The sequence below is a fragment of the Pseudomonas sp. X10 genome (assembly GCF_054889225.1).
Map to the genome: position 1 here is coordinate 4,610,485 of NZ_CM142677.1, position 16,431 is coordinate 4,626,915.

Sequence of the window (16,431 nt, forward strand, 5' to 3'; positions counted from 1 at the left end):
CAGTTGATCGCCTGCCGCCTTCGATAACAACAGACAAAGCAAGGAAACCGGACATGCGTACTCTCCTTTTCGCACCCTTGATGCTGGCCGCCTGCGTGGCCAATGCCGCCGAGTCGGTGAAGATCTACAACTGGTCCAGCTACATCGCCCCGGACACCCTGAAAAACTTTCAGCAGGCCAGCGGCATCGTGCCCACCTACGACGTGTTCGACAGCAACGAGACCCTCGACGGCAAGCTGATGACCGGCAACTCCGGCTATGACGTGGTGTTTCCTTCCAATCACTTCATGGCACGGCAGATCCAGGGCAAGGCACTGAAGAAACTCGACAAGAGCCAGTTGCCCAACTGGCAGAACCTCAACCCGGTGCTGCTCAAGGCCCTGGAAACCAATGACCCAGGCAACCAATACGGCTTCCCCTACCTATGGGGCAGTACCGGCATCGGCTACAACATCGACAAGGTCAAGGCCGTGCTCGGCGACAACGCCCCGGTGGACTCCTGGGACCTGATCTTCAAACCCGAGTACATCAGCAAGCTCAAGAGCTGCGGCGTGGCGGTGCTGGACAACGGTCCCGAACTCTTGCCCATCGCCCTGCACTACCTGGGCCTGCCACACCACAGCCAGAACCCGGCCGACTACGACAAGGCCAAGGCGTTACTGATGCAAGCGCGGCCCTACATCAGCTACTTCCATTCGTCCAAGTACACCGGCGACCTGGCCAATGGCGACGTATGCGTGGTAGTAGGGTTCTCCGGGGACGTGCTGCAGGCGAGGAACCGTGCCGAGGAAGCGAAGAACGGAGTGAAGGTGGGGTATTCGATCCCAAAGGAAGGCGCACCCATGTGGTTCGACATGGTCGCCATGCCCGCCGACGCGCCTGACGAAAAGGCCGGCTACGCCTACATGAACTACCTGCTGCAGCCAGAGGTGATGGCCAACATCAGCAACCATGTGCAGTACGCCAATGGCAACCTCAAGGCTGACGAGCTGGTCGATCCTGCCATGAAGGGCAACACCATGATCTACCCGAGCGAAGACGTGATGGGCAAGCTCTATGCCCTGGAGGCGATGCCGGCGAAGATCGACCGGATCAGAACGCGGATCTGGACCAGCATCAAAGCAGGAAACTAGGCGGTTCACACCTACCTGTAGGAACGGCGGTTCAGCGTCCTGACTTGCCCGCGAAGCGTCGGTGAGTTCACCCTCGCTATCGCGGGCAAGTCAGGGCGCCGAAACGCCGCTACAAGATTTCAGTCAACAGCGGGATCAATGGTGTTCGCGGGTCGCGCGGAACTTCACATCCGGCCAGCGCTCTTCCATCAGCGACAGATTGACCCGGGTCGGCGCCAGGTAGGTCAGGTGACCACCGCCGTCGATGGCCAGGTTTTCCATGGCCTTGTTCTTGAAGTCTTCGAGTTTCTTCTTATCGTCACAGTTGATCCAACGCGCCGACCAGACAGTGATCGGCTCATAGGCGCACTCGACCTTGTATTCTTCCTTCAGGCGGCTGGCGACTACGTCGAACTGCAGTACACCGACCGCGCCGAGGATGATGTCGTTGCTGCGCTCGGGGAAGAACACCTGGGTCGCGCCTTCTTCGGCCAACTGCTGCAGCCCCTGGCGCAGTTGCTTGGACTTGAGCGGGTCCTTCAGGCGCACGCGGCGGAACAGTTCCGGGGCGAAGTGCGGGATGCCGGTGAAACCCAAGGCCTCGCCTTCGCTGAAGGTGTCACCGATCTGGATGGTGCCGTGGTTGTGCAGGCCGATGATGTCGCCGGCATAGGCCTCTTCCAGTTGCTCACGCTCGGAGGAGAAGAAGGTCAGCGCGTCGCCGATGCGCAGGTCCTTGCCGGTGCGCACGTGGCGCATCTTCATGCCCTTCTCGTACTTGCCCGAGCAGATGCGCATGAAAGCGATGCGGTCGCGGTGCTTGGGGTCCATGTTCGCCTGGATCTTGAACACGAAGCCGCTGAACTTCTCCTCGACCGGCTCCACGGTACGCTCGTGGGCCACGCGGGCCAGCGGGCGCGGGGCCCAGTCCACCACGGCATCGAGCACATGGTCGACACCGAAGTTGCCCAGCGCGGTGCCGAAGAACACCGGAGTCAACTGGCCATTGATGAACTCGTCCTGGTTGAACTCGTGGCAGGCGCCCTGGACCAGCTCCAGTTGCTCGACGAACGATTCGTACTGGTCACCCAGATGCTCGCGGGCCTCGTCGGAATCGAGGTTCTCGATGATCCTGGCTTCGGTGCGCTCATGGCCATGGCCCGGGGTGTAGACCACGATGTAGTCGCCCGACAGGTGATAGACGCCCTTGAAGTCCTTGTAGCAACCGATCGGCCAGGTGATGGGCGCAGCCTTGATCTTCAGCACGGCCTCGATCTCGTCGAGCAGTTCGATCGGGTCGCGGATGTCACGGTCGAGTTTGTTGATGAAGCTGACGATCGGCGTGTCACGCAGGCGGCAAACGTCCATCAGGGCGATGGTCCGCGGCTCGACGCCCTTACCGCCGTCGAGCACCATCAGCGCCGAGTCCACCGCGGTCAGGGTGCGGTAGGTGTCTTCGGAGAAGTCTTCGTGGCCCGGGGTGTCGAGCAGGTTGATCATGTGCTCGCGGTAGGGGAACTGCATCACCGAGGTGGTGATGGAAATACCACGTTGTTTCTCCATTTCCATCCAGTCGGAAGTGGCATGGCGGTCGGACTTGCGCGACTTGACCGTACCGGCGACGGCGATCGCCTTGCCCATCAGCAACAGCTTTTCGGTGATGGTGGTCTTACCCGCATCCGGGTGGGAAATAATGGCGAAAGTGCGGCGCTTCGCGACTTCGGCGGCCTGGTTGGTCATGGGAAATCGCCTGACTGGGGATTGAAAAAGGGGCGATATCATACCTGAACTTGGCTAGGGACCAAAGTCTGATCCCCAGCCGCCAGTCGAGCGTTCCACCCAGCACCTCCACATAGCTGCGCAGGGTGGAGATCAGTATGTCACTGCGTTTTTCGACTTTCGAAAAGAGCCTGACTGGCCATGCCCGTAAATACCCCAAAAGGAATATTCCCTACCGCGACCATCATGAAATTCCGCGAGCAATGTCGAAGGTCATGACAAATGGCGGCACAGCAGGTATTTCAACGCCTTCAGCTCAGAAAAGCGCTTTTTTATCGTGCGTAATTTCACACACCCCAGGGATTAACACTGGCCAAATGCCGCTTCAGATGGGAACCTTTACGCCCCTGGAGACGTCCACTCCCCTGTTCCCCGATGGCAAAGTCCCGCGGTTTCAGGGCTGGTTTGACCGGCAACACGAGCCTGACGGGGCTTGGCTTATGGCGTGCTGCGCTCCCTTTTGCGGGCCGCGCGCTGCTACTCGCGAGCACACTGCCTGCCGCCTGGAATGGTGGCTGCCACGGGAGTGTGCCCGCCGACAAAAAAGGAGTCCGCCTGTGGCTGAACGCTATGGCAAAGGGCTATTGGGATGGGGCGCCATGCTCATCATCCTGGCCCTGCTGATCCACTGGATCGGCATCGATACGATCGCGCGCTATCGCGACGATCTGTGGTTCTACCTGCAAGCGCACCTGGTACTGGTGCTGGCTTCGATGGCGGCGGCGCTGGCCGTGGGCATCCCTGCTGGCATTGCATTGAGTCGACCGCACAGGGTCGACAAAGCCGAACGCTTCATGCAGTTTTTCAATGTTGGCAACACCATCCCTCCCCTGGCCGTACTGGCCATTGCCCTGAGTATCCTGGGCATCGGCGCTGGTCCCGCAATCTTCGCGCTGTTCCTCGCCTCCCTCCTGCCGATCGTGCGCAACACCTACGAAGGCCTGAAAAACGTTCCCGACTCACTCAAGGAAGCCGCTACCGGCATCGGCATGACGCCGCGCCAGCGCCTGTGGCAGGTCGAACTGCCGAACGCTGTGCCGATCATCGTCGGCGGTGTGCGCGTCGCCCTGGCGCTGAACGTCGGCACCGCGCCTCTGGCCTTCCTGATCGGCGCCAACAGCCTGGGCAGCCTGATCTTCCCCGGCATCGCCCTGAACAACCAGCCGCAGCTGCTGCTGGGAGCCGCCTGCACAGCGTTGCTGGCACTGCTGCTCGACGCCCTGGTGAGCTTCTCCAGCCGTCGCTGGCTCGAACGCGGCCTGGCCCAGTAAACGAGGGAACCCCATGAAAAGAATCGCCTTGCTCCTGGGCGCGGTCCTGCTATTCGCAGGATTTGCCCAGGCGGCCAACAAACCGCTGATCCGCATCGGCGCGCGGGTGTTCACCGAACAGACCGTGCTCGCCGAAATCACTGCGCAATACCTGCGCACCAATGGCTTCGATGTACGCATTACCGGCGGCCTGGGCAGCAGCCTGGCGCGCCAGGCCCAAGAAACCGGCCAGCTCGATCTGATGTGGGAATACACCGGTGTCTCGCTGGTTTCCTACAACCATATCGACGAGCGCATGCCGAGCGCCGAGGCCACCTATGCCAAGGTCAAGGAGCTCGACGCAAAGAAAGGCCTAATCTGGCTGACCCCATCGAAGTTCAGCAACACCTACGCCCTGGCCCTGCCACGCAAGGTCGCCGAACAATACCCGCAGGTGCGCAACATCACCCAGCTCAACCAGGTGCTGCGTGACGAGCAGGCGCGTAACCATCTGGTCGCCCTCGACACTGAGTTCGCCAATCGCCCTGACGGTCTCGATGGCCTCAAAGAGATGTACGACCTGCAGGTCGGCCGTCCCAACATTCGCCAGATGGATGCCGGATTGGTCTACACCGCCCTGCGCAACAACCAGGTGTTCACAGGCCTCGTCTACACCACGGACGGCCGCCTGAGCGCCTTCGACCTGACCTTGCTGGAAGACGACAAGCACTATTTCCCCGACTACACCGCCGCCCCGGTAGTGCGCAAGTCGGTGCTCGACGCTCATCCGAAACTCGTCGCCCTGCTCAAGCCGCTGGCCGAACAGCTTGACGACGAAACCATGCGCCAGCTCAACGCCAAGGTCGACGTGGAACACCAGAGCCCGACCAAGGTGGCTGCCGAGTTCCTCCGCCAGCACCCGATCAGCGAGGTACAGCCATGAGCATGCTCGACACCTTCGCCCACCTGGACTGGGCCCAAGTCCTGCAACTGACCGGGCAGCACATCACCCTGGTCGGCATCGCTGTCGGCCTGGCGATTGTCATCGGTGTGCCGCTGGGCATCCTGATGACCCGCTTCCCGTCCCTCGCCGGCCCCTTGCAAGCCAGTGCCACGGTGCTGCTGACCATCCCCTCGATCGCCCTGTTCGGCCTGCTGCTGCCGTTCTACTCCAAGTTCGGCCAGGGCCTGGGGCCATTGCCGGCGATCACGGCGGTATTCCTTTATTCACTGCTGCCGATCCTGCGTAACACCTACCTGGCCCTGACCAATGTCGAGCCGGGCATCCGTGAAGCCGCGCGCGGCATCGGCATGACGTTCGGCCAGCGCCTGCGCATGGTCGAACTGCCCATCGCCGTGCCGGTAATCCTCGCCGGTGTGCGCACCGCCGTGGTCATGAACATCGGCGTCATGACCATCGCCGCGACCATCGGTGCCGGTGGACTTGGCGTACTCATCCTCACGTCCATCAGCCGCAGCGACATGTCGATGTTGCTGGTCGGCGCAGTGCTGGTCAGCCTCCTGGCGATCATCGCCGACCTGCTGCTGCAATGCCTGCAACGTACCCTGACTCCAGAAGGACTGCGCAAATGATCGAACTTCAGAACCTCAGTAAGACCTTTAACGTCAACGGCAAGGACGTCAAAGCCGTCGACTCGGTGAGCCTGACTGTCAACGAAGGCGAGATCTGCGTGTTCCTCGGTCCTTCCGGCTGCGGCAAGAGCACCACCCTGAAGATGATCAACCGCCTGATCACCCCCACCTCGGGCAAGGTATTGATCAACGGCGAGGACACCACCGGATTGGACGAGGTGACCCTGCGCCGCCATATCGGCTATGTGATCCAGCAGATCGGCCTGTTCCCCAACATGACCATCGAAGAGAACATCACGGTGGTCCCGCGCCTGCTCGGCTGGGACAAGCAGAAGTGCCACGAACGTGCCCGCGAACTGATGAGCATGATCAAGCTCGAACCCAAGCAGTACCTGCAGCGCTACCCGCGGGAGCTGTCCGGTGGCCAGCAGCAACGGATCGGCGTGATCCGCGCCCTGGCCGCCGATGCGCCGGTGTTGCTGATGGATGAGCCGTTCGGCGCGGTCGACCCGATCAACCGCGAGATGATCCAGAACGAGTTCTTCGAGATGCAGCGGGCGCTGAACAAGACCGTGATCATGGTCAGCCATGACATCGACGAAGCCATCAAGCTGGGTGACAAGATCGCTATCTTCCGTGCGGGCAAGCTGATCCAGCTCGACCACCCAGATACCCTGCTGGCCCACCCGGCCGATGACTTCGTCAGCAACTTCGTCGGCCAGGACAGCACCCTCAAACGCCTGCTGCTGGTGCGTGCCGAGGATGCGGCTGACAACGCGCCATCGGTCAGCCCCGGCACGGCGGTCGGCGATGCCTTGGAACTGATGGACGAGCATGACCGCCGCTACGTGGTGGTCACCGACGAGCAGAACAAGGCGCTGGGGTATGTCCGCCGCCGTGACCTGCACCGTCAGCAAGGCAGCTGTGGTGACTTCCTGCGCACCTTCAATGCCACCGCCGCCCACGATGAACACCTGCGCATCCTGCTATCGCGGATGTACGAGTTCAACCGCGCCTGGCTACCAGTGCTGGATGCCGAGCAGGTGTTCCTCGGCGAGGTGACCCAGGAATCGATCGCCGCCTATCTGAGCTCAGGGCGTTCGCGTGGGGGCAAGACCAGCATCGTCTCGCCAGCCGAGGCAGTGGCCTCCTGAACCAGCCGGATATGCACGGGTAGGAGTCAGCGTCAGCTGACGCTGACTCCTACCCACTGCAGAGCTTACTGCCCAGGGCTGCAAAGCAGCCCAAGATGGATCAGAAGCCTACGCTGGCCTGCACATAGAACGTGCGCGGCTCACCCAGGTAGATGCCCGAGTTGTTGTCGCTGGAACGGGTGTAGTACTGCTTGTCGAAGATGTTCTTCACCCCAGCCGCCAGCTTCAGGTTCGACAGCTCCGTGCCGAAGTCATAGCCACCGCGTGCCGCCCAGGTCACGTAGCCCGGGATGTCGCCGAACTGGCCATCGGCGCTGGGTTCGGTGATGTAGTCGCTGTTCAGGCCGGCGGTGCCCGGTGCGCGCTGCTTGGACTGGGCATAGGCATCCAGGTTCCAGGTCCAGCGGTCGACCTGGTAGCGCAGGCCGGCAGTGACCACCTGGCGCGAGTAGAACGGCAGGTCGCGGCCCTTGAAGTTAGGAATATCGCCTTCATAAGTGGCGCGGGTGTAGGTGAACCCGGCATTGGCACTCAAACCTTGCAGGCGCGGATCGAGCCCGGACAAGTCGTAGCGCATCGAGGCTTCGATACCCTGGTGCTTGGTGGCGCCGAGGTTGGTCCAGCCGACGTCATTGCTGATGTATTGCAGCTCGTCATCGAAGTCGATGTAGAACGCCGTCAGCTCGCCGGCGAAGGTGCCATCGTCATAACGGGTACCGATCTCGTAGGTCTTGGCCTTCTCGGCTTCCAGGCCGTTGGCGGTTTCGTTGCCCACGCCGCCCTGGCCCAGTTGGAAGTACTGCAAGCTGCCAAAGGAAGTCTCGTAGTTGGCGAACAGCTTCCAGGCGTCGGACAGGTGGTACATCACACTCAGTGCCGGCAGCGGCTCGTTGCTGGTCACGCTGCGCTTTTTCTCCGGCACCGGCCTGCCGTTGGCGTCGAGCACCGGGCGGTCACGCCAGTCGGTATTGATGTGCTCGAAGCGAATGCCCGGCGTGATGGTCCAGTTGCCGACATCGATCTTGTCATCGATGTAGTAGGCACTGGCCTCGGTGCCGCCGCTGCGATCCTGGAATACATGGCCGTCGGACGTCGGGGTCACGGTCGGCACATTGTCGATCAGGGCCAGACGGGTCGACTGCTCCCGCATGGCCTCTTTCAGGTAGCGGTAGCCGACGCTGACTTCCTGGGTGGTCGGGCCGGCAAAGAAGATCCGCGACACACGAGGCTCGACGGCAAAGGTGTAGTAGTTGCGCGGATACGACGACAGGGTCTGCTGGTCACGTGCTGCAATGCTGCTGCCACGGAAGCTGTCGGTGTAGTAGGTCTGCACTTCAAGCTGGGTGGCGTCATCGATCTGCCGCAAGTACTTGAACGACACGTCCTTGCGGCGACCGGCGAAATAGTCGTAATCGCGGTCGGACTGGTACGGGTCGTTGTCGAACTGGGCCTGGGTCAAGCCGCCCGGCATGTCGGCGCGGCCATCGTAGTAATGGAAGTTGAGCCAGAACTCATCGCTGTCGGTAACGGCCCAGTGGGTCTTGAGCAGTACGTCATCGATGTCGTTGCCATTGTTGCTGCTGCGGTAGCCGTGGCCGTTGACGCCGGAGTACAACAGTGCCGCGCCGAAGCCATTGTCGGCGGTACCGCCGATGAAGGCCGACTCGGTGTGCTTCCAACCACCATGGCGGGAGGTTTCCAGGGTGGTGGACAACTCGCCGGTGGCTTTTTCCGGAATGGCTCGGGTCACGAAGTTGATCACCCCGCCGACGTTCTGCGGACCATAGCGTACCGAGCCGGCACCACGGACCACGTCGATGCTGTCCAGGTTGCCGGATGATATCGGCGCCATGGACAACTGCGGCTGGCCATAGGGCGCGAAAGCCGCAGGAATGCCGTCGATGAGCACGGTGGAGCGTGGCGACAGGCGTGAGGTCAGGCCGCGCACGCCGACGTTGAGGGACAGGTCGCTGCCCCCTGTTCCGTTGGAGTCCTGCACCTGTACACCGGGGATCCCGCGCAGCACATCCCGCACGCTCATCGCGCCCTTTTCCACCATCGCCTCACGCCGCACCACGGTGCGTGCACCCGGATGGTTCTGCACTACGCTCTGGTCGGCATCGCCCAGCCAGTCACCGACCACCTTGATGTCAGTGGGTGCCAGTTCAAGGCTGCCGGTGCTCAGGGTCCCGGCCGGCTGCGCTGGCTTGACCACCACCGTGCCCTGGGAGATCTCATAGGTCAGGCCGCTGCCTTGCAGCAATTGTTGCAAGGCCTGTTCCGGGGCCAGGTTGCCGGATACCGCTGGCGCCTGCTTGCCCGCGACCAACTCGGGGCTGAAGAACAGCTGCAACGAAGTCTGTTGACCGAGCTGGCTCAAGGCCGATGCCAGCGGCTGGGCCTGGATCTGGATGCTGATCGGCGCCTGGTCGGCATAGCTGCTGGCGGCAGCGCCACTGACAGCAAGGGCCAGGGCCAGGGGCAACCAGCGGGAGCGGGAGGCGGAACGCGGAGAAAGCTTGTTGTTGTTCACGTCGTCGAGAAATCCTGTAGGTACGGATAAACGCCAACTGCATGCAAATGGAAATGCTTGGCAGTTGCAGCTGGCGAGGAAGACGAACAACTGGAAAAAAACCTGAATTTATTTCGCGATTATTTCGCTGGAGCCGTCCGGATGGGTCTTGATCGCCACCGGCAGGATGCTCGGCAAGGCGCGCAGCAGTGCATCGGTGTCATCGGCACTGAAGGTGCTGCTCAGGCGCAAGGCCGCGACCTTGCCAGGGCTGACACGCAATGGCTGGGCCCGGTAGCGCGAAACCTCCGCAACCACTTCGCTGAGCGGCACGTCGTTGAACACCAGCTTGCCCTGGCGCCAGGCCGTCAGAGCGGCGGCGTCCACGACATAAGCCGGCGCCACCTGGCCCTGCGCGTCGATGTGCGAGCCCTGTCCTGCCGTGAGCAAAGCCAGGGAGGCACCTGCGCCCTGTACCCGTACCGAGCCCTGCTCAACGGCCACGCGGGTCTGTGCCGGGTCCAGCCGCACATCGAAGCGGGTGCCGGTCACCGTGACAGTGCCTTGGCCGGTGCTGACCACAAAAGGGCGACCCGTGTCATGGGCCACGCTGAACATCACTTCCCCGGCGCTCAGCTCGATATGCCGCTGTTCGGGGCTGAAATCGACCTTCAGCCGCGTATGGCCGTTCAAATAAAGGTGCGAACCATCCGGCAGTTCGAGCTGGCGACGCTCGCCCAGCCCGGTCTGCAACTGATCCTGGTAATTGAGGCGCTGGTGCTGCCAACCCACCCAACCCGCGCCGAGAGCCACCACCGCCACGCTGGCGGCCAAGGCCTGGCGCAGAAAACGCCGCCGGGGCAACTGCCGTACAGGTTCGGGCTGGCAGAGGGCTTCCAGGCGCTGGCGCGGCACCCGCTCGGCGGCGCGCCACAGCTGGTCAAGCAGGTCGTACTCCTGGCGATGCAGAGGGTGCTGGTCCAGCCATTGCCGCAACTGCGCCTGCTGGTCGGGATCCAGAGACGCATCCTGCGCGCGGGCAAACCATTGGGCGGCCTGCTCACGTACCGTCTCGGCGCCGCACGGGCAGGCCTGTTGCTTCATGTAGAGCTTCTCCTGATTCATCACGGCGACACATCCAGGTGCTCACGCAGATGTCGGAGCGTGCGAATCATATACTTTTCGACCATGTTCTTGGTCAAACCCATGCGCTCGGCAATTTCGGCCTGGGTCAGGCCTTCGAGCTTCTGCCAGACGAATACCCGCCGGCAGTTGACCGGTAGCTCGGCCAGGGCCCGTTCGACGCTGTCAGCCAACTCCAGCGCGTGAACGTAGGCTTCCGGATCGCCGCTACTCCCAGGCCCTTCGTCAAAGGCCTCCTGCTCCAGGGCCTGGCGCCGGTCCTCGCGCCGAAAACCATCTACCGCGATATTGCGCGCCGTCTGGTGCAGGTAGGCACGGGGCTGGTCGACCCGCTCACGGGCATTCTCCAAGACCCGCACGAAAGCATCGTGCGTGAGGTCCTCGGCCTGCTGGCGACTGCGCAACTTGCGCGTCCAGGTGCCGATCAGCTCATGGTAGTGGTCGAGGAAGCCTTTGTGTCCGGACACGGTCGGGCTCGTCAGGGAGGCAGGATGAGGCCGCGAATAGTAATTCTTCTCATCAACGACGGCAATCGGCGTTTTAGCAGCCCGACCAAGGGCACTCCCAGATGCCTCGGTAACAAAAAATTTATGGCGAATTTCAGCAGGGAAGCCATACAAAATATGTGGCCATAAATATGAACACCCTTCAGGGAAATACCTCCTGCGGGCAATGATCGATAAACGGTCACCCGGGGTTTGCACAGACGTCTTCGCGGGCAAGCCCGCTCACACAGGGGCGGACAGTCCGTGCGGGAACAGACGTACCCGAGCAGGCGGCGACCCGGTCTATTCCACAATTTTTTACGCTTGCGGCCTGTTCGGGAGCATCTGCCGGTCATATGGGTCAGTTATTCAAGTGACTGGCCGTCAATCCACGACGAACACGCCGGGATTGCCTGTTGATCTTGCTTTCTTCACGCCCTAAAGTGCGCGCCGAACGTCCATGCTGGAAACGATCCATCCGGCTCAAGTACTGACGACGAGACAGCAAGGTCACCCGCCGCTCCGCTTCACGGGCACGGTTGGCCTTTTTGCTTTCGGCGACATGCCTTGGGAAGTAGGCGAACCAAAGTGGGGATACGGAGGACGTTCAGTTGCAGCCACTTAATTTTTCAGTTTGCCCATGGAGTCCCTGAGCATGTCGATCCAAGTCGAAGACTATTTCGCGCGCGAAACCTTCCAGAAGATGAAGGCGTTCGCCGACAAGCAAGAAACCCCATTCGTACTCATCGACACCCAGATAATCAGCCAGGCCTATGACGACCTGCGCGCCGGTTTCGAATTCGCCAAGGTCTACTACGCGGTCAAGGCCAACCCTGCGGTCGAGATCATCGACCTGTTGAAAGACAAAGGGTCGAACTTCGACATCGCCTCGATCTACGAACTGGACAAGGTGATGAACCAGGGTGTCAGCGCCGACCGCATCAGCTACGGCAACACCATCAAGAAGTCCAAGGACATCCGCTACTTCTACGAGAAGGGCGTGCGCCTGTTCGCCACCGACTCCGAAGCCGACCTGCGCAACATCGCCAAGGCCGCGCCGGGCTCGAAAGTGTACGTGCGCATCCTCACCGAAGGCTCCACCACCGCCGACTGGCCGCTGTCGCGCAAGTTCGGCTGCCAGACCGACATGGCCATGGACCTGCTGATCCTCGCCCGCGATCTGGGCCTGGTACCTTACGGCGTGTCCTTCCATGTCGGCTCGCAGCAGCGTGACATCAGCGTCTGGGACGCGGCCATCGCCAAGGTCAAGGTGATCTTCGAGCGCCTGAAGGAAGAAGACGGCATCGAGCTCAAGATGATCAACATGGGCGGCGGCTTCCCGGCCAACTACATCACCCGCACCAACAGCCTGGAAACCTATGCCGAAGAGATCATCCGCTTCCTCAAGGAAGACTTCGGCGACGACCTGCCGGAAATCATCCTCGAACCAGGCCGCTCGCTGATCGCCAACGCCGGCATCCTGGTCAGTGAAGTAGTGCTGGTGGCACGCAAGTCGCGCACTGCCGTGGAGCGCTGGGTGTACACCGACGTCGGCAAGTTCTCCGGCTTGATCGAAACCATGGACGAGGCCATCAAGTTCCCGATCTGGACCGAGAAGAAAGGCGAGATGGAAGAAGTGGTGATCGCCGGCCCAACCTGCGACAGCGCCGACATCATGTACGAACACTACAAATATGGCCTGCCGCTGAACCTGGCCATCGGCGACCGTATGTACTGGCTGTCGACCGGTGCCTACACCACCAGCTACAGCGCTGTGGAATTCAACGGTTTCCCACCGCTGAAGGCTTACTACCTGTAATGCAGAACGGGGCCGCAAGGCCCCGTTTTGGTAACAGCCTCGGTTAGCGGCGCTGGAGCTGAATGTGCTTCAGATTCACGCGATCCCGACTTGTCCGCGATGGGCCGCGCAGTGGCCCCCAAATGCCTTAGAAGGTAATAGCCGGGGCAACCGCCAGAGAGCAACGCCCTCCTGAACTGTCGTGGTACGTCAGGCCTGCAACTGCAGCAAGCGCTCACGGTACAGCGGAATCAGCGCCCGGATGCGCGGATCAGGCGCCTGTTCCAGGCTCGGAATGCTGCTGCGCAGGAAGTTGGCATTGCCCAGGCTCAAGGCCCGCCGCAACCAACCCAGCGCCTCATCGACATCTCCCTGCTCGGCCAACACGGCCGCATGGCTGAACTGCCCGCGAAAATCCCCTGCCTCGGCCGAACGCCGGTACCAGCGGCGCGCCCGTGTGGGGTTGGCCTCGCAGGCAATGCCCAGCTCCAGATAACGCCCCAGCAGGTTCATCGACTTCGCATGACCACTCTCGGCCGCCTGCCGATAGGCTGCAAGGGCGGCTGGCTGGTCCATCGCCACACCCCTGCCGGTACCCAGCATGTTGGCGTAATTGTAAAGGCCCCAGTCCAGCCCGGCCTCGGCCGCGCGGCGGTAGTGGGTGGCAGCCTGGCCGAGATCCTGCTCACCGCCCCAGCCATGCTCCAGACAGCGACCGAGCATGTTGTGGGCCATGGCGCTACCGCCCGTGGTGGCGATGGCGAACCATTGCCGGGCCAGACGCGGGTCACGCTCGATGCCACGCCCATCCAGCAGAATCTGCCCAAGCAGCAACTGCGCTTCGACGATCCCCTGCCCTGCCGCGGCCAGGATGGCCTGGGCCGCCTTACCCGGGCTTTGCGCTAACATCGCGCGCAGTTGCTCGACATTCACCACTTCTTCACGGCGCAAACTGAAACTCACGACTCAAACCTCGACCCAGCGACGCAACAGGTTGTGGTAGGTCCCTGTCAGTTGCAGCAGGGCTGGATGCTCCGGCACATCGGCACTCAGTTGTTGGATGGCATTGTCCATCTCGAACAGCAGCGCACGCTGGCTATCCTCACGGACAAGGCTCTGGGTCCAGAAGAACGCCGCATAACGTACCCCACGGGTGACCGCATTGACCTTGTGCAGACTGGTGCCGGGATAGAGCACCAAGTCACCCGCCGGCAGCTTGACCTGTTGCACACCGTAGGTGTCCTGGATCACAAGCTCGCCACCGTCGTAGCTGTCAGGGTCACTGAGGAACAGGGTCGAGGACAGGTCTGTACGCACCCGCTCATGGCTGCCCCGTGGCTGGCGCAAGGCATTGTCGATATGAAAGCCGAAGTTGCCACCTTCGCGGTAGCAATTGATCAGCGGCGGGAAGACCTTGTGCGGCAACGCCGCCGACATGAACTGCGGATTGCTCCACAGCCGCTCGATCAGCGCCGTACCGATTTCCTTGGCCAGCGGATGACCTTCGGGCAATTGCAGGTTGTGCTTGGCCTTGGCCGACTGGTAGCCCGCCGTGACCTTGCCATCGGCCCAGTCGGCCTGCTCCAGGGCCTCGCGGATACGCGAGATCTCATCGGCATTAAACAGCCTTGGGATGTGTAGCAGCATGGCGGCGGGACCTGGCAACGGAAAGAGGCGCCAATGATATTGATTACCTTTTACTTCTCACAAGCCCCCATCCGGCCAGCGGGCGCTCCGAAGTGAAGAAACCGTCAAGAAAAGATGTAAAGATTGTAAATTAATCTCGAATAGTAACGAGTCTCAATTGTACGTAACATTTGATTACATTATATTCCGCGGCCTTCAATCCTTGGGGAAGGGCCCATCATGCCGCGTCAATACGTGCCATCTGCTGTCAGTTCACCACGCTTGCTCGCTTCTCAAGCAACTGACCGACACCTCCGCATTCCGCCTCAACCTGATGAAGCATGAGGCCAATGTGGCCGGCCGCGACGGCGTGGATGTCAGCCGCTGGGGCGTTGCACCGTCCTTCGCTTTCGGTTTGGGAACCGACACCCGGGTGACCGTCGGCTACTACCACCTCAAGACCGACGATATGCCGGACTACGGTATCCCGTTGGCCCGCAGCGCCGACCGCAGCAAGTACAACGTCGACAAGCCAGTCCATGTCGACCGTGACAACTTCTATGGCCTGAATGGGCGCGATTACCGCAAAACCAGCAATGACAGCGGCACCATCAGAATCGAGCACGACCTGAACGACAACCTGACCCTGTCCAACAGCTTCCGCATGTCGCGTTCGACCCTGGACTACATCGTCACCAACCCTGACGACAGCAAGGGCAACGTCGCCAACGGCACGGTCTACCGCTCGACCAAGAACCGTAACTCGACATCCAAGGGTTGGGTCAACCAGACCGACCTGAGCGCCAAGTTCAATACGGGCTTCGTCCAGCACAACTTGGTCACCGGCCTGGAGTTCACCTACAGCGATACCCACAACCGCGGCTATGTGATCACTTCCGATGCTGGCAATGCTTCCACCTGCAACCCGGCACTGCTGGCTTCGGGTGACTGCACTAGCCTCCACGACCCTTCGCCGAACGACAGTTGGTCCGGCAGCATCACCGACAGCGCGGCCTATACCGATACCGACACCAAGACCAGCGCCGCCTATGTTTTCGACACCCTGACTTTCAACGACCAGTGGTCGCTGAACCTGGGCCTGCGCTATGACGATTACCAGACCAAATCCAGCGGCTACAGCACCGGTGGACGCGGTTCGGCGGCAGGTGACTTCTCCCGCGAGAACAATGCCCATCTGTGGAACTACCAAGTGGGCGTGGTCTACAAACCGTTGCCGAACGGCAGCATCTATGCCGCCTGGTCGACTTCCAGCAACCCGTCGGGCGAAACCAGTGGCAACGGCGGCCTGGAGCTAGCCGACAACAACAGCAACCTCGATCCGGAACGCAACCGCAACTACGAGATTGGCACCAAGTGGGACTTCTTCGACGAGAACCTGTCGCTGACTGCTGCCCTCTTCCGTACCGACAAAACCAACGCCCGCATCACCGACCCGGATAATGCGACCTACCAGGTACTCGACGGTGAGCAGCGCGTAGAAGGCCTGGAGCTGACCTACGCAGGCAACCTGACCAAGAAATGGAAGGTCTACGGCGGTTACACCTACATGGAAAGCGAGATCGTCAAGACCAGCAACGCGGCCAACGAAGGCAACCATATGCCGAGCACACCGCGTAACAACTTCACCTTCTGGTCGACCTATGACGTGATCCCACAATTGACCATCGGTGCCGGCGCCACCTTCGTCGACTCGCGCTTCGGCAACGAAGACAACTCGGTCGAGGTGCCGTCCTACTGGCGCTACGATGCGATGGCCACCTATCGCCTGACCAAGAACGTGGACTTGCAGTTGAACCTGCAGAACCTGACCGACAAGCGCTACTTCGATCAGGTGTTCTCGACGCACTATGCCCACGTGGCAGCAGGCCGTACCGCCTTGATGAGCGCGAACTTCCACTTCTGAGGCAAGTGATCGACAGGCCCCGCCCACCTAGGTGAGCGGGGCTTTCGCGTATCAA

The 16,431-nt window shown here is 61.4% G+C and carries 12 protein-coding genes and 2 pseudogenes; 7 read left to right on the top strand and 7 right to left on the bottom strand.

Features of this window, described 5'->3' with window-relative positions:
* Positions 1 to 53: 53 nt before the first annotated feature.
* On the top strand, positions 54 to 1,133 hold the full coding sequence (locus ACYU03_RS21030) for a polyamine ABC transporter substrate-binding protein (RefSeq protein WP_461886554.1): 1,080 nt from the start codon (positions 54 to 56) through the stop codon (positions 1,131 to 1,133).
* A 135-nt stretch (positions 1,134 to 1,268) separates the two neighbouring features.
* Here ACYU03_RS21030 and ACYU03_RS21035 read toward each other — a convergent pair whose 3' ends face one another.
* Both ACYU03_RS21035 and ACYU03_RS21040 read right to left on the bottom strand, forming a co-directional pair.
* The gene (locus tag ACYU03_RS21035; RefSeq protein WP_461886555.1) at positions 1,269 to 2,852 is read right to left on the bottom strand and encodes a peptide chain release factor 3; all 1,584 of its coding nucleotides are present in this window, start codon (positions 2,850 to 2,852) and stop codon (positions 1,269 to 1,271) included.
* Positions 2,853 to 2,937: 85 nt separating this feature from the next.
* Positions 2,938 to 3,015, bottom strand: a pseudogene (locus ACYU03_RS21040) (transcriptional regulator); the annotation flags it as partial.
* Between the two features lie 475 nt (positions 3,016 to 3,490).
* Between ACYU03_RS21040 and ACYU03_RS21045 the strand changes: the two are divergent.
* From ACYU03_RS21045 to ACYU03_RS21060, 4 genes are read left to right on the top strand one after another with little or no spacing between them, the layout of a single operon-like run.
* Positions 3,491 to 4,162: an ABC transporter permease gene (locus ACYU03_RS21045; protein ID WP_461891516.1), complete on the top strand. Its 672-nt coding sequence runs from the start codon at positions 3,491 to 3,493 to the stop codon at positions 4,160 to 4,162.
* 13 nt (positions 4,163 to 4,175) lie between these two features.
* Positions 4,176 to 5,084 carry a glycine betaine ABC transporter substrate-binding protein gene (locus ACYU03_RS21050; protein WP_461886556.1) on the top strand — a complete coding sequence of 303 codons (909 nt, stop codon included), beginning with the start codon at positions 4,176 to 4,178 and terminating at the stop codon, positions 5,082 to 5,084.
* Positions 5,081 to 5,734, top strand: a complete 654-nt coding sequence (locus ACYU03_RS21055; protein ID WP_461886557.1) for an ABC transporter permease — start codon at positions 5,081 to 5,083, stop codon at positions 5,732 to 5,734. Before ACYU03_RS21050 ends, ACYU03_RS21055 begins: the two co-directional genes overlap by 4 nt.
* Positions 5,731 to 6,888 carry an osmoprotectant ABC transporter ATP-binding protein OsmV gene (locus ACYU03_RS21060; RefSeq protein ID WP_461886558.1) on the top strand — a complete coding sequence of 386 codons (1,158 nt, stop codon included), beginning with the start codon at positions 5,731 to 5,733 and terminating at the stop codon, positions 6,886 to 6,888. Before ACYU03_RS21055 ends, ACYU03_RS21060 begins: the two co-directional genes overlap by 4 nt.
* 100 nt (positions 6,889 to 6,988) lie before the next feature.
* Here the strand turns inward: ACYU03_RS21060 and ACYU03_RS21065 are convergent, their stop codons facing one another.
* The 3 genes from ACYU03_RS21065 to ACYU03_RS21075 form a co-directional block, all read right to left on the bottom strand.
* Positions 6,989 to 9,421 (bottom strand): TonB-dependent siderophore receptor, encoded by a 2,433-nt coding sequence (locus ACYU03_RS21065; protein WP_461886559.1) that lies wholly within the window; start codon positions 9,419 to 9,421, stop codon positions 6,989 to 6,991.
* A 108-nt stretch (positions 9,422 to 9,529) separates the two neighbouring features.
* Entirely contained in the window at positions 9,530 to 10,504 is a 975-nt protein-coding gene (locus ACYU03_RS21070; protein WP_461886560.1) for a FecR family protein, read from the bottom strand.
* 20 nt (positions 10,505 to 10,524) lie between these two features.
* A complete protein-coding gene (locus ACYU03_RS21075) occupies positions 10,525 to 11,010 on the bottom strand; it encodes an RNA polymerase sigma factor (RefSeq protein ID WP_461886561.1) in 486 nt (161 codons plus the stop codon).
* Between the two features lie 673 nt (positions 11,011 to 11,683).
* Here ACYU03_RS21075 and ACYU03_RS21080 point away from each other — a divergent pair.
* On the top strand, positions 11,684 to 12,847 hold the full coding sequence (locus tag ACYU03_RS21080) for a type III PLP-dependent enzyme (protein WP_461886562.1): 1,164 nt from the start codon (positions 11,684 to 11,686) through the stop codon (positions 12,845 to 12,847).
* Positions 12,848 to 13,036: 189 nt separating this feature from the next.
* On the opposite strand, the gene ACYU03_RS21085 is transcribed toward ACYU03_RS21080, so the two are convergent.
* Both ACYU03_RS21085 and ACYU03_RS21090 read right to left on the bottom strand, forming a co-directional pair.
* On the bottom strand, positions 13,037 to 13,789 hold the full coding sequence (locus tag ACYU03_RS21085) for a tetratricopeptide repeat protein (protein ID WP_461886563.1): 753 nt from the start codon (positions 13,787 to 13,789) through the stop codon (positions 13,037 to 13,039).
* Positions 13,790 to 13,792: 3 nt separating this feature from the next.
* The gene (locus ACYU03_RS21090) at positions 13,793 to 14,473 is read right to left on the bottom strand and encodes a Fe2+-dependent dioxygenase (RefSeq protein WP_461886564.1); all 681 of its coding nucleotides are present in this window, start codon (positions 14,471 to 14,473) and stop codon (positions 13,793 to 13,795) included.
* 268 nt (positions 14,474 to 14,741) lie between these two features.
* Between ACYU03_RS21090 and ACYU03_RS21095 the strand changes: the two are divergent.
* Positions 14,742 to 16,376, top strand: a pseudogene (locus ACYU03_RS21095) (TonB-dependent receptor); the annotation flags it as partial.
* Between the last annotated feature and the right edge of the window lie 55 nt (positions 16,377 to 16,431).